Origin of the sequence: Breoghania corrubedonensis, assembly GCF_003053845.1 — a bacterium.
GTDB classification, from domain to species: Bacteria; Pseudomonadota; Alphaproteobacteria; order Rhizobiales; family Stappiaceae; genus Breoghania; species Breoghania corrubedonensis.
The window spans coordinates 335,090-348,343 of the sequence record NZ_QAYG01000001.1 but is presented as its reverse complement, the minus strand read 5'-3'; the positions used below and the strand labels follow the sequence as shown (position 1 = coordinate 348,343).

Genomic DNA, 13,254 nt, shown 5'->3' with positions numbered 1-13,254 from the left:
GAGGATCCTTTCCATGGCCGATCTGCCCGAACTCTTTCCCGGTTTCGAGACTCGCATGGTGGAGGGTGAGGGGGCCACGCTGCATGTGCGCATCGGCGGGGAGGGGATGCCGCTTGTGCTCGTGCACGGGTATCCCGAATGCGGCGTCATGTGGCACAAGCTGGCGTCCGAACTGAGCCGGCATTTCACCTGCATCATTCCGGACCTTCGCGGCTATGGCCAAAGCTCCGTGCCGAAGTCGGAAAAGGGGCTCGCCTATTCCAAGCGTGCGATGGGCAACGACATCGCCGCGATGATGACGCGGCTCGGCCACCAGACCTTCGCGCTCGCCGGACATGATCGCGGCGCGCGGGTCGCCTATCGCCTGGGGCTGGATCATCCCGACCGGCTGTCGCGCCTCGCGGTTCTCGACATCCTGCCGACCTACGACTACTGGCGGCAGATGAACCTGGAGTACGGCCTGAAGATGTACCACTGGCTGTTCCTGGCCCAGCCGACGCCCCTGCCGGAGAACCTCATCGCCCGCGCCAGCACCTTCTATCTGGAACACACGTTGGCGAGCTGGACCGCCAACGGCAATCTTTCCGCCTTCGACAAGCGGGCGCTGGAACACTACCGCGCCTTTTTCTCCGACCCGGAACGCATTCATGCGGCCTGCGAGGATTATCGCGCAGGGGCAGGCATCGATATGGACATCGATACTGCGGATCGTGCAGCGGGCAAGACGATAGACGTGCCGCTTCTGGTGCTGTGGGGCGGGCGCGGCCTATCTCCGGACAAGAATCCGCTCGATGTCTGGCGCGACTGGGCAACCGCCGTTGAGGGACAAGCAGTCGACGGCGGCCATTTCCTGCCCGAGGAAAACCCGGAGGCGACGACCGCCGCGCTCATCAGCTTTTTCAAACAGTCGTGAAACCGGCGAAGCTGGTCGTGCGTTGATCAGCGCAGAAACTTTGGACAAGACGCCGATCATTGCATCGTCATGATCGCCGGCTAACGCTTCTGTCGATCCGGCGCCGCGCTGGCGCACCGCTCTGCGAAGGAATGCCCGTTTCATGACAACACCACGTATCGGACTGGCGCTTGGCGGCGGAGGTGCGCGTGGGCTTGCTCATATCCCCGTTCTTGAAGCGCTCGACGAGATGGGCATCGTTCCAGCCGCGATCGCCGGCACGTCGATCGGCTCTATCATCGGCGCGGGCTATTGCGGCGGGCTATCGGGGGCGGATCTGCGCGAGATCACAACGACGATCTTTCGCAAGCGCACCGACGCGCTGGGCCGCATATGGCAGCTTCGCCCGCGCCGGTTCGCGGATCTCTTCGCCGGTGGAGGATTGGCCCAGTTCGACGCGACACGCGTGCTGGAGGTCTTCGCCGGGCCCTCGATCCCGCGTGACTTCGCGGATCTGAAGATCCCGCTGACGGTCGTCGCGACTGATTTCTACGATTGCCGGCAGGTGACGATCCGCACCGGCGACCTGCATCAGGCGGTGGCCGCGTCCATCGCTATCCCCGTCATCTTCAAGCCCGTCACCTTCCAGGACCGTGTGATGATCGACGGCGGCGTGGTCAACCCGCTGCCTTTCGACGCGCTGCCCGAGGGGCTCGACATCGTCATCGCGGTGGATGTCATCGGCTCACCGCTGCCGCGCAGTGGCCACCGGCTGCCCTCGGCAAGCGATTCGGTCTTCGGATCGACACAGATCCTGATGCAGACGATCACCGCGGAAAAGCTCAAGACACGCAGGCCGGACATCCTCATCCGTCCCGATATCGACGGTTTCCGCGTGCTCAATTTTCTGAAGGCCGAAGAGATCCTGCGGGTCTGCGAGCCGGTCAAGGTGGAGGTCCGGCACAAGCTGGAACGGCTTATCGAAAAGGCGCTGCCGGTCGAGACGTGACAGTTGTCCCGGGGCGGCCTGGTGCTCTGGAAAAATCGGTTGCGCCCCGGACGCGGGACCGCGAACGGTGTGTCCCGGACAAAGGACTTGTCCGGGCGGTCAGTTCTTCACTCAGCGCCGCGCGATGATCTCGCGTTCGTCGGCGTGAACCGGCATCATGCCGGCAATGCCGGGCTTGCGGCGTACGAGAAACCGAGGACGGCGCCCACGCAGGACAGAAGAGCGCCGCCGGGGACCCGGTCGTCCGACCGAGATCCGATCAGGAGAACCGGCAACTTCGTGCAGGCTGCCGTCCGGCTCTATCATGAGCAGCGGCAGCGCCAGGCGGCGAGCCCAGGCCTGCCAGTCGGCGACCACGTCATCAAGGTCGCTGGCCTCCATCAGCACCAGCGACAGCGACGGCTCGGCGTGCATCAGTTCCAGCGTCACATCAATGGCGCCGGCGGTTTGCGACGGCCGGACGCGGGCGGCGACGCCGCGAAAATCGCGAAGCTTGAGGAAGATCTGGTTGCGCCGGCCGTTGTGGCGACGCGTGACAATGACGGTGTTGCGCTCCAGGTGGATATCCGCCCCCGCCAGACCACCTTCACTTTCGGCCAGGCCGACAGTGAAGGTGGAAGGCAGCGCGAGGGGATCCAGACGCGCGCACGTCTCCTGTTCCGCGGGTGCGATCCCGCAGGTTGCTGTTTGACGCCTCAATTTGCCTCTCCCGTGGCCGGCTCTGTTTTTTGTGGCCGGCCTTTCCGTTTGACGTGATCGACAATAGGCGCCGGCGGTTGGAACCTGCTTAAGAAACCTGGTTAAATTTTCCTGATTTCAAAGAGGGTTAGGGAATGGTGAGCGCGCAATTCAGGGTTCGTTTACATCCCCCGGGCGAAGCGTTTGCTTGCTCGCGCCATGGATGAGGCATAGACAAGGCGCGCGGCTGAGGACGTTGGAGGGCGGGACACGGGAAAACCGCGCCTGGCTTCCTATATATTGCGCATACACGAACCCGGATCGGGGCCGCACGGCGGCCGACCGACCTGACGACCCGGGAGCGAAAGGAACCATATGACACTCTCCATCGACCAGCAGGATCTCGAAGCGCGCGCAGCCCGTTTGGTCGAGGCGGCCAGAACAGCCGGCGCCGATGCCGCCGATGCGGTGGCCATCACCGGCCAGTCGCTTTCCGTTTCCGTGCGTGCTGGCAAGGTGGAGGAGACGGAGCGCTCCGAGTCCGACGGCTTCAATCTGCGTGTCTTCGTCGGCCGGCGGGTGGCGAGCGTTTCGGCCAATGCGCTCGATGATCTGGCAGGCCTTGCCGAACGCGCTGTCGCGATGGCCCGCGTCGCCCCGGAAGACCCCTATGCCGGTCTCGCCGATGCCGCTCTTCTGGCCTGCTCCCTGCCGTCGCTCGATCTCCTTGACGACCGCGAGGTGAGCGCCGACGAGTTGCGTGATGCGGCCCTTGCGGCGGAGGCGGCGGGGCTTGCCGTTTCTGGTATCAGCAAGTCCGGCGGTGCATCCGCCTCCAGCGGCTTCGGCGGTGTGGTTCTGGCTACGAGCGCGGGGTTCTCCGGCTCCTATCTGGTTTCGCGCCATTCGCTCTCCATGACGGCCGTCGCGGGCGACGGTACGGCGATGGAGCGCGACTACGATTTCGATTTCCGCACCCACCGGGACGATCTCGACGATCCGGCCGGAATCGGCCGTCGGGCGGGTGAGCGTGCGGTGCGCCGGGTCAACCCGCGCAAGGTCGATACCTGCACCACCGCAATCATCTTCGAGCCGCGCGCCGCGCGCTCGCTGGTCGGCCATTTCGCAGGCGCCGTCAACGGTGCGGCGGTGGCCCGCAAGACCAGTTTCCTGCGCGACATGATGGGCAAGCAGGTCTTCGCCCCCGGCACCACTATCACCGACAACCCCTTGAAGCCGCGCGCCACCGGCTCGCGTCCCTTCGATGGCGAGGGTCTGCCGGTCGCGCCGCTCTCGATGATCGAGGATGGCGTGCTGAAGGCCTGGTTCCTGGACGGCCCGACGGCGCGCGAACTCGGTCTTGAGAGCAACGCACGCGCCGCGCGTTCGGGCTCCGGCACATCTCCTTCCCCAACCAACCTCGCGCTTCTGCCCGGCGATATGTCGCCGCAAGACATGATCCGCGAGACCGGCGAGGGGCTTTATGTCACGGACCTGATCGGCCACGGCGTCAACCCGGTAACGGGCGACTACAGCCGGGGCGTGTCGGGCTTCTGGATCGAGAACGGGGAACTGACCTATCCCGTGAGCGAGGTTACGGTCGCGGGCAACCTGAAGGACATGTTCGCCCGGCTGCGGCCCGCCAACGACCCCGATCTCAGGTTCTCCACCAGCGCGCCGACGGTCGCTATCGAAGGAATGACCCTTGCCGGACGCTGATGCTTCGCCGGCCACGAGCCCCGCAGAAGACCTCGACCTGATCGCGAACGCCGCGCGTGAGGCCGGCCGCCTCGCCATGGGATACTTTGGTCATGATCCGCGCGTGTGGAACAAGGAAAACAACTCGCCCGTCACCGAGGCGGATCTGGCGCTCGATCAGTATCTCGCCCGCGAATTGCGCGGCGCGCGGCCCGGTTACGGCTGGCTGTCGGAGGAAACGACGGACGACAAGGCCCGCCTGACCCACGAGCGGCTGTTCGTGGTCGACCCGATCGACGGTACACGCGCCTTCATTCTCGGCGAGATGGACTGGTCGGTGAGCGTTGCTGTCGTCGAGGGCGGCCGGCCGATCGCCGCCGCGCTTTATGTTCCCGTACAGGAGGAACTCTACCTCGCCACCGCAGGCGACGGCGCGCGTCTCAACGGAATGGCGATCGCGGTCAACGGACGCAGCGAGCTGTCCGGCGCGCATGTGGCGGGACCGCGCGCCCTGCGCGAGAGGACGGCGTTGCTGGAAGCCGGGATCAACCAGGACGATCCGATCCGCTCACTGGCGCTGAGGATCGCTCTTGTCGCCGACGGTCGGCGCGATGCGGCCATCGCGACGGCGCGTTCGAATGACTGGGATCTTGCGGCGGCCGATCTTTTGGTGCAGGAAGCGGGCGGCCAGCTTACCGACCTCGATGGTCGCACACTTCGCTACAATCGCGCAGATGTCCGCCATCCCGCGCTGATCGCGACGTCGCCTGCCCTGAGGGAGGCGCTTGGAACCGTCGTGCGCGGCGTTCTGGGCTAGGGCGGCGGTTTCGGACCGCGCCCGCGGTCGAAACGGCTGGCGGAAACATGAACGGCATTCAGACAGAACGGACCCAGGCAGGACGGATCATGAGCGAACAGGAAACCCCCACCCAGTTGCTTCACCTCGTCTTCGGCGGCGAGCTCACCGAAATCGACAAGGTGGAATTCCGCGATCTCGACAAGCTCGATATTGTCGGCATCTATCCGAACTACGCCAAGGCTTACGATGCGTGGAAGGCGAAGGCTCAGGCCAGCGTCGACAATGCCCACATGCGCTATTTCATTGTCCACATGCACCGTCTGCTGGACCCTGAAGAGCCCAAGAAGTAGGCAGCGAACGCTCTAGGCCCTTGCCCGCACGCACGCGGGACGCTATTGCCGGCTCCATCAAGACCATGCCGGGGGCCGGCGATGCGGCATTTGACGCGCGCCGCCACGATGCGACATCCCCGAACCGATGAGAGGCGCCTCGCCCTTGAAACGTCCTCCGATCGACTTCCCGCGCGGCGTTGCCGCTTGTGCGAACCGCAACAGTCAGATCGCGGGAAGACGTTTCGCGGGCTCAGGGTTCCTGGAACGGGCCGCAACATGCTGAAGGGCATCGCGCGCAAACCGGCGGTCCTGCGCTTCGTCGGGCGAATGCTGGCCCGCTATCTGACTTTCGTGAGAAAGACCTCATCGCTCGCTATCGAGCCGGCGGATCTCTATGACCGCTTGCCTCCCGAAACACCACTCATCATCGCCATGTGGCACGGCCAGCATTTCATGATACCGCTCGTCAGGCCCGAAAGCCTGAAAGCCAGCGTGATGATCTCGCGTTCGGCCGACGGCGAAGTGAACGCTGTCGCCGCCGAAATGCTTGGCATCGGTCTTATCCGGGCATCCGGATCGCAGAAAAGCCGGCAGATGCGCAAGCGTGGCGGCATGCGCGGTTTCTTCGAGTGTCTTGCCGCGCTGGAAGCGGGATCGAGCGTGGCGCTGACCGCCGACGTGCCGAAGGGCCCCGCACGGGTCGCCGGCCGCGGCATCGTGCAGCTCGCCAGGCATTCCGGTTGTCCCATTTTGCCGGTCGCCGTGGCAACCAGCCGGCATATCGATCTCGACACGTGGGACCGGGCGAGCATCAACCTGCCCTTCAGCCGGATGGCGCTGGTTGGCGGCGATTTCATCCGCGTGCCGAAGGATGCCGATGATGCGGCGCTGGAGGCGGCAAGGGTCATGGTCGAGGAGGGCCTCGACGCGGTGACGGCACGCGCCTACGAAATGACGGAAAAACGCCATGGCTGAAGCGGGCAGCGCCCTGCTCACCACCTATCGGCTCGCAGGTCGGCTTTCCGTGCCGGCATTGGGGCTTCTGTATGCCCGACGCGTGCGGGCCGGCAAGGAGGATCCTGCGCGCCGTGGCGAGCGTTTCGGCCACAGCGGCCTGACGCCCGGGCCGGGATCCCATGTCTGGGTGCATGCGGCGAGCGTCGGCGAGACCAATGCCGTCCTGCCGTTGATCGAATGGATCGTCGGGCAGGGGTATGACGTCGTTCTGACCACCGGCACGGTGACGTCCGCGCGTCTGGCGGCCGAGCGTCTGCCGGAAGGCGCCGTTCACCAGTTCGTGCCCTATGACGTGGCGCCGCTGGTCTCCCGGTTTCTGGAAACCTGGCGACCGAAACTGGCGATCATGGTGGAGTCGGAAATCTGGCCGGCGACATTCAGCGAACTTGCATCCCGGCATATTCCCACTGTCGTCGTCAATGGCCGCATGTCCGAACGGTCCTGCCGTGGCTGGGCGCGTCTGGGCGCCGGAGCGCGGGCCATCTTCGGCTGCATCACATTGTGCCTCGCCCAGTCGGAGGCCGATGCGCGGCGTTATGCGATGCTTGGCGCGCGCACGGTACGCTCCACCGGCAACCTGAAATTCGATGTTCCTCCGCTTCCCTTCGACGAGGCGGCACGGACTGCGTTGGCCACCGAAATCGGCGCGCGGCCGGTCTGGATCGCCGCCAGCACCCATCCGGGCGAGGAAGAGATGCTGGCCGACGTTCACCGCGCCTTGCGCCCGGAGGTTGAGGATCTTCTGCTGATCTCGGTTCCCCGTCATCCAGAACGCGGGCGCGAGGTCGCCGAGATCTTTGCCCGCGCCGGTCATGACGTGAGCCTGCGTTCGCGCGGCGAAGCAATCCGTCGTGGCTCCAATGTCTATGTCGCCGATACGATCGGTGAACTGGGACTTTTCTACCGGCTCGCGTCCCTCGCCTTCATCGGCGGTTCGCTCGTTCCGCATGGCGGGCAGAATCCGATCGAGCCGGCCCAGATCGGTTGCGTCGTCCTGTCGGGTCCGCATGTGCGCAACTTTTCAGGTATCTATCGTTCGCTTGGGGAGGCTGGTGGCGCGCGCATCGTGAAGGATGGAGACAGTCTTCGCACGGAACTGGCGACGCTTCTGGACGACGACGCGGCCGCGGCGCACCTTGCAAGGGCTGCACATGACTGCGCGCTGTCCGGTCAGGGCGCGCTTGCTGCGGTGAAGAGCGCGCTCGAAAGCGAACTCGCCAGGCTGATGGATTAGGCGTACCCGCCGGTTGGGCCGGCGCGGCGGATCAACGAGGATGGGCACGTGCAGCGCACAGCACCTGATTTCTGGTGGCGGCAACGGATCGGGCTGAAAGCGCTGGCGCTGGCGCCGGTAGCGTTCGTCTACGGCCGTATTGCGCGTGCGCGGATGCTGAAATCCTCGCGCGACCGCGTCGAGGTTCCGGTTATCGTCGTCGGCAATTTCGTCGCCGGCGGGGCCGGCAAGACACCCACGACCATCGCGCTCGCAAGGCTTTTGCGCAATGAGGGGCGCGCGCCCTTCATCCTGACGCGCGGCTATGGCGGAAATCTCGAAGGCCCGGTCAGGGCCGATCCCGATACCCATGGGGCCCGCGAGATCGGCGACGAGGCGCTGCTTCTGGCCGAAGCCGCACCGACGATCGTCTCCGCCGACCGTGGCGCTGGCGCACGCGCGGCGATTGCCGAGGGGGCCGACATCATCCTCATGGACGACGGGTTCCAGAACCCCGCTCTCTTCCGCGACTTCGCCTTTGTGGTGGCGGAAGGGGCGGTGGGCGTTGGCAATGGCATGACCATTCCCGCCGGCCCGTTGCGGGTTCCGCTGCGCGATCAGATGGTGAAGGCCAACGCGCTGATCGTCATCGGCCCGGGCGAGGGGGGCGCGCGGCTGGTGCGTCAGGCAGCCCGTCGCGGGCTGACGGTCTTGCGTGCAGATCTCAAGCCCCGGCCCAATCCGGATGTGTCGGGACGGCGCGTGCTCGCTTTCGCCGGCATAGGGCGACCGCAGAAGTTCTTCGATACGCTGGAGGAAACCGGCGCGGAGATCGTCGAGCGCCGCACCTTTCCCGATCATCATGTCCTGACGCGACAGGAGGTGCAGGAGATCCTGACCACCGCGGAGGAAAAGAGCCTCGTTGCGGTCACCACCGCCAAGGACATGCGGCGGCTGGAGGGGGATGACCAGGAACTGATGCGCTGGCTGGCCGGCTCGGCGCGGGTGATCGAGGTCGATCTGGTGTTCCGCGATGAAGGCCGGGTCATGGAGTTGCTGCGCCGGGTGATCCGCGATCACCCCTTCCGGTGAGGACGCGCCAGACCATTGCCGCGACCGGTTATTCCGGTCGCATGCGGCTCATGGCGGCCGCCGCGTCGATATAGGCTTCCTGGCGTTCCGCGCTCCAGTATTTCAGCTCGTCGAGCGGGATCGTCTGGCCGGTGACGGCGCAGCGCACGAAATTGCCGGGCGAAAGAATCTGGAAATCGCCGTCGAGATAGCGAATGCGGGCTTCTCCGCCGGAGCGGGGGGATTCGTAGCGGTTCATAGGGGTCGCGCCTGTTGCAGCGAAAAGACCTGACATTGTCGCCTCGGCAAGGAGACAGGCAGGTGCTCATGTGACGGGTAAACGGCGCCCCTCTTCGCACATGGCTACGAGAAACGGCGCCTTGCTTTGTTGCGAAGATAGTCGCGCACGCCCCCCTTTGCCAGTGCAAAGCGCCCGGATCAAGGTCACGCTCAGGCGTCTTCGCTGTGTTTCGGTTCCTTACGCGGGGTGCGGGCGTGGAGGATATCCGCGCCCGCGAAGAGGCCACCGGTGAGCTGCAGTCGCAGCACCTCGCTGTCGCGTTGGCGCACGTCCTCCTCGATCGTGGCGATGCGGTCGGCCGGAATGGCAAGCGCTTCCAGGGCCGCGCGCCCGAAGAGGATGCCGGATTCGAAGGTTTCGCGGACATGAAAGTCGACCCCGAGCTTGGTCAGGTCGATGGCATGCGCCTGATCCGTGGCCCGGCAATAGATGCGCGCATTGTGGAAATTCTCGCGGATGCAGTCGATCGCCTTGCGCATGATATCGTCGCGTTCCACGCACAGCGCGATGACGGCCGCCTGATCGGCGCCAGCTGACCGCAGAACGTCGGCTCGCGTGATGTCGCCGTAGTAGACCTTGTAGCCGAGCTTGCGCGCGTAATCGATTCGCCGGGCGTTGCGATCCATGGCGGTGATCGCGATGCCCTCCGCCGACAGCATTTGAGCCGCCACCATGCCGAAGCGGCCGAAGCCGCAGATCAGTACGCTCGCCTTCGCCTCCTCGAAGCTCTCCACCACCTCCGGAGCCACGCCGCGCGCGCGCAGGCGTGCCGCGATCCTGTCGTAGGCGGCGCAGACGAGCGGCGTCATCATCATCGTCACGATGACGACGGCGATGAGGCCGGACTTGTCGTTCTGGTTCATCAGGTTGAGCGCGGCGGCTGAAGAGAACAGCACGAAGGCGAACTCGCCGCCTTGCGGAAGGGTGGTGGCGATGCGCAAGGCGTCGGTGTTGGAGGCGCCGAAGATGCGCGCCAGCGCCCAAAGCAGCAAACCCTTGACGCTCATCACAAGTACGACACCCGCCAGGATCACGGGCCAGGAGGCGAACACCACGTCGAGCGCGAAGGTCATGCCCACAGCCATGAAGAACAGACCCATGAGCAGTGAGCGGAAGGGCTCGATATCGGCTTCCAGTGTGTGGCGGAAAGAGGATTCGGCCAGCAGCACGCCAGCGATGAAGGCGCCCAACGCCATGGACAGTCCAGCCAGATGCAGCACGCTCGCGCTGCCCAGCGCCACCAGCAGCGCGGCGATCAGCATCACCTCGCGCGCGCCCCAGCGGGTGAGAAAGGAAAACAGCGGGTTGAGCCCGTAGCGCCCGACGACCAGAACGCTGCCGATGGCGGCCACCGCCGTGCCGGCTTCCTGCCACAACGGCCCTTTCGGCTCGCCGCTGCCCGGTGCCATCAGCGCGACACCCGCCAGAAGCGGCACGATGGCGATGTCCTGCAACAGCAGGATGGCGAAGGCGCGCTGGCCGTAGCTTGTTTGCAGCTGTCCGCGTTCCTGCAGCAGTTGCAAGGCAAAGGCTGTCGAGGATAACGCCATGCCGAAGCCCGCCACCGCCGCTACCCGCCAGCTGTCGGCCAATGCGGAGATCAGCGCGGTCAGGATGAGGCCGGTAAGGACGACCTGAGCGGTGCCGAGGCCGAAAATATCCCGTCGCATGTGCCACAGCCGGCTTGGCGTGAGTTCCAGCCCGATCAGGAACAGCAGCAGCACCACGCCCAGTTCCGAGACCTGGAGAACGGTTTCCGCGTTGCGGAAAAGCCCCAGGCCATGCGGGCCGATCAGGATGCCCGCACCCAGGTATCCCAGTACCGCGCCGAGCCCCAGTCGCTTCGCCAGCGGCACGGCGATAACGGCGGTACCGAGCAGGACAACGGATTCAAGCAGGAACGGCGGTGCGGCTTCTGTGGCCATGAGATTTCCGGATCTGACTTAAGGAGACCCGCACATGGTAGCAGACCAAACCTCCGGGAAAACGCTGTTATGCCGATTTATTTTCCGTTCTGCCCTGAAGTTCGGGCAGGTGTTTGCGCCGTTTGCTCCAACGAGCGGGCTGGAGCTGCAAGTACAGGCTGCAACGGGGAGGACTGCCTCGTGGACAGAAAGGAACGCCCTCGTCCTAACTGTAACGGTGCCGGGATTTCGGGATCGACGCCGCACCGTGTGGGGAACCCGCCAGGCGCAGCAGCCTGAGCTGCGTTGCCAAGGCGATCGCGTTGGTGAAGAGGATCCCATTGAGTCCGGCCTGCCGCGCGCCATCCACATTCTTGCGGGCATCGTCGATCATCACCGCGTTTTGCGGCGCGTGGCCATGCAGGGCACAGATTTTTCGATAGACCGCCGGATCGGGCTTGCGCGCGCCGAATTCCGCCGAGACATGGGCCGACGCCCCGAACAGCGCAACCGCCTCAGGCGCACACGCCGCGAGCGTTTCCTTGAGCAGGATCGGGTTGTTGGTGAGCAGGGCGATATCGACATGTCGCTTCAGGCGGCGCGCGATTTCGAAGACGCGGGGCTTCACGCTCATCATGTCGCGGCGGATATCTGCCCAGGTCGCGCGGTCGATCGCGCTGCCCAGCCGCTCGCTGAAGCCCTCCAGGTAGGCGGAACCGGTCGGTGGATCTCCCGCTTCCGCCCGTTTTTCGAAATCGGATTTGAAGATCGCCTCGCCGATTTCATGGGGCTCCCGGCCGCTCAACGCGGAAAGCGCGCGCAGCCGTGCGCCGTCGCGCTTGTCGTAGAGCACGCCGTCCATATCGAAGATCACGAAGGTGATCTGCTCCACCATCGGCGCCCCCAGGAAACTTATGCGGCGGTACCGCCGACGGTCAGCGCGTTGATGCGCATCGTCGGCTGGCCGACGCCCACCGGCACGCCCTGTCCCTGCTTGCCGCAGGTTCCGATGCCCGGATCGAGCGCCATGTCATTGCCGATCATGGGCACGCGGGTCAGCGCATCGGGGCCGTTGCCGATCAGCATCGCGCCTTTCACCGGCGCACCGATCTTGCCGTTCTCGATCTGGTAGGCCTCGGTGCAGGAAAAGACGAACTTGCCGGAGGTGATGTCGACCTGGCCGCCGCCGAAGGACACGGCGTAGATGCCGTTCTTCACCGAAGCTATAATTTCCGCCGGATCGTGCTCGCCCGCGCGCATGATCGTGTTGGTCATGCGCGGCATCGGGATGTGGGCGAATGACTGTCGGCGTCCGTTGCCGGTGGGCTTCATGCCCATCAGCCGGGCGTTCTGGCGGTCCTGCATGTAGCCGACCAGGATACCGTCCTCGATCAGCACCGTTTCCGACGTCGGCGTGCCCTCGTCGTCAACCGTCAGCGAGCCGCGGCGGTTGGCGATGGTGCCGTCATCGACCACGGTGACGCCGGGCGAGGCGACGCGCTGGCCCATGAGGCCGGCAAAGGCGGAGGTCTTCTTGCGGTTGAAGTCACCTTCCAGCCCGTGGCCGACCGCTTCGTGCAGCAGGATGCCCGGCCAGCCTGAGCCCAGCACCACGTCCATCGTGCCGGCGGGGGCGGGGACAGCATCCAGATTGACCAATGCCTGTCGGAGCGCCTCGTCCACGGCATGCTTCCAGCTGCCTTCGGCGATGAACTCGCCATAGGGCTGGCGCCCGCCGATACCGTAGGAGCCGGATTCCTGCCGGTCGCCTTCGCCTGCAACGACGGAGACGTTGAAGCGCACCAGCGGGCGGACGTCGTGCACGCGGTGGCCGTCGGCGCGCAGGATGTCGACCACCTGCCACGAGCCGGCCAGCGACACGGTGACCTGCCGCACGCGGGGATCCTTGTCGCGCGCATAGGCATCGACGCGCTGGAGAAGTTGCACCTTTTCCTCAAAGCCCGGCGTTTCCAGCGGGTTCGTCGCGCCATAGAGCATGGCGTTGGTGCGCCCCGGTGCCGCCGCATAGGTGCCGGTGTGGCCCGACTTCACCGCTTGAACGGCGTCGGCGGCCCGTGTCAGCGCGGCTTCCGAAATCTCGCCGGAATGGGCATAGCCCGCGGCTTCGCCGGCAACAGCCCGCAGGCCGAACCCTTGCGAGGTGTCGAAGCTTGCCGATTTCAGGCGGCCATTGTCCCAGCCAAGCGCCTCGGACTGGGAATATTCGAGAAAGAGCTCGCCGTCATCGGCATTGGACAGGGCGTCGCCGGTAATGCGGAGCGCCGTCTCAAGACCGACGCCGGAGCTTTCCAGCAGGTCGATGTCATGGGTACTCATGGC

13 protein-coding genes are annotated in these 13,254 nt (G+C 65.4%); 8 read left to right on the top strand and 5 right to left on the bottom strand.

The features are described from left to right. Positions 1-13 precede the first annotated feature (13 nt). Together C8N35_RS01575 and C8N35_RS01570 are read left to right on the top strand one after the other, a co-directional pair. Positions 14-913, top strand: a complete 900-nt coding sequence (locus C8N35_RS01575) for an alpha/beta fold hydrolase (protein ID WP_107987872.1) — start codon at positions 14-16, stop codon at positions 911-913. 142 nt (positions 914-1,055) lie between these two features. After that, positions 1,056-1,901 carry a patatin-like phospholipase family protein gene (locus C8N35_RS01570; RefSeq protein ID WP_107987871.1) on the top strand — a complete coding sequence of 282 codons (846 nt, stop codon included), beginning with the start codon at positions 1,056-1,058 and terminating at the stop codon, positions 1,899-1,901. A gap of 111 nt (positions 1,902-2,012) precedes the next feature. Here the strand turns inward: C8N35_RS01570 and C8N35_RS01565 are convergent, their stop codons facing one another. Next, a complete protein-coding gene (locus C8N35_RS01565) occupies positions 2,013-2,600 on the bottom strand; it encodes a DUF6101 family protein (protein ID WP_107987870.1) in 588 nt (195 codons plus the stop codon). Between the two features lie 354 nt (positions 2,601-2,954). Here C8N35_RS01565 and C8N35_RS01560 point away from each other — a divergent pair, with 354 nt between their 5' ends. The 6 genes from C8N35_RS01560 (at position 2,955) to lpxK (ending at position 8,730) form a co-directional block, all read left to right on the top strand. Then, positions 2,955-4,298, top strand: a complete 1,344-nt coding sequence (locus C8N35_RS01560; protein ID WP_107987869.1) for a TldD/PmbA family protein — start codon at positions 2,955-2,957, stop codon at positions 4,296-4,298. Then, entirely contained in the window at positions 4,285-5,094 is an 810-nt protein-coding gene (locus C8N35_RS01555) for a 3'(2'),5'-bisphosphate nucleotidase CysQ (protein ID WP_107987868.1), read from the top strand. Before C8N35_RS01560 ends, C8N35_RS01555 begins: the two co-directional genes overlap by 14 nt. An 89-nt stretch (positions 5,095-5,183) precedes the next feature. After that, positions 5,184-5,426, top strand: a complete 243-nt coding sequence (locus C8N35_RS01550; RefSeq protein ID WP_107989006.1) for a DUF4170 domain-containing protein — start codon at positions 5,184-5,186, stop codon at positions 5,424-5,426. A 258-nt stretch (positions 5,427-5,684) separates the two neighbouring features. After that, positions 5,685-6,383, top strand: coding sequence for a lysophospholipid acyltransferase family protein (locus C8N35_RS01545; RefSeq protein ID WP_107987867.1), 699 nt, complete (start codon positions 5,685-5,687; stop codon positions 6,381-6,383). Further along, complete coding sequence (locus tag C8N35_RS01540) at positions 6,376-7,659, top strand: 3-deoxy-D-manno-octulosonic acid transferase (RefSeq protein ID WP_107987866.1); 1,284 nt, start codon at positions 6,376-6,378, stop codon at positions 7,657-7,659. The genes C8N35_RS01545 and C8N35_RS01540 overlap by 8 nt, the downstream gene beginning before the upstream one ends. A 48-nt stretch (positions 7,660-7,707) precedes the next feature. After that, positions 7,708-8,730, top strand: coding sequence for a tetraacyldisaccharide 4'-kinase (gene lpxK / locus C8N35_RS01535; protein WP_107987865.1), 1,023 nt, complete (start codon positions 7,708-7,710; stop codon positions 8,728-8,730). 28 nt (positions 8,731-8,758) lie between these two features. Here lpxK and C8N35_RS01530 read toward each other — a convergent pair whose 3' ends face one another. From C8N35_RS01530 to tldD, 4 genes are all read right to left on the bottom strand, one after another. Continuing rightward, positions 8,759-8,968: a DUF2093 domain-containing protein gene (locus C8N35_RS01530; RefSeq protein WP_107987864.1), complete on the bottom strand. Its 210-nt coding sequence runs from the start codon at positions 8,966-8,968 to the stop codon at positions 8,759-8,761. A gap of 191 nt (positions 8,969-9,159) precedes the next feature. Further along, positions 9,160-10,935: a monovalent cation:proton antiporter-2 (CPA2) family protein gene (locus tag C8N35_RS01525; RefSeq protein ID WP_107987863.1), complete on the bottom strand. Its 1,776-nt coding sequence runs from the start codon at positions 10,933-10,935 to the stop codon at positions 9,160-9,162. 205 nt (positions 10,936-11,140) lie between these two features. Continuing rightward, on the bottom strand, positions 11,141-11,776 hold the full coding sequence (locus C8N35_RS01520; RefSeq protein WP_210203356.1) for an HAD-IA family hydrolase: 636 nt from the start codon (positions 11,774-11,776) through the stop codon (positions 11,141-11,143). A 50-nt stretch (positions 11,777-11,826) separates the two neighbouring features. Next, complete coding sequence (tldD, locus tag C8N35_RS01515; protein ID WP_107987861.1) at positions 11,827-13,251, bottom strand: metalloprotease TldD; 1,425 nt, start codon at positions 13,249-13,251, stop codon at positions 11,827-11,829. Positions 13,252-13,254 lie beyond the last annotated feature (3 nt).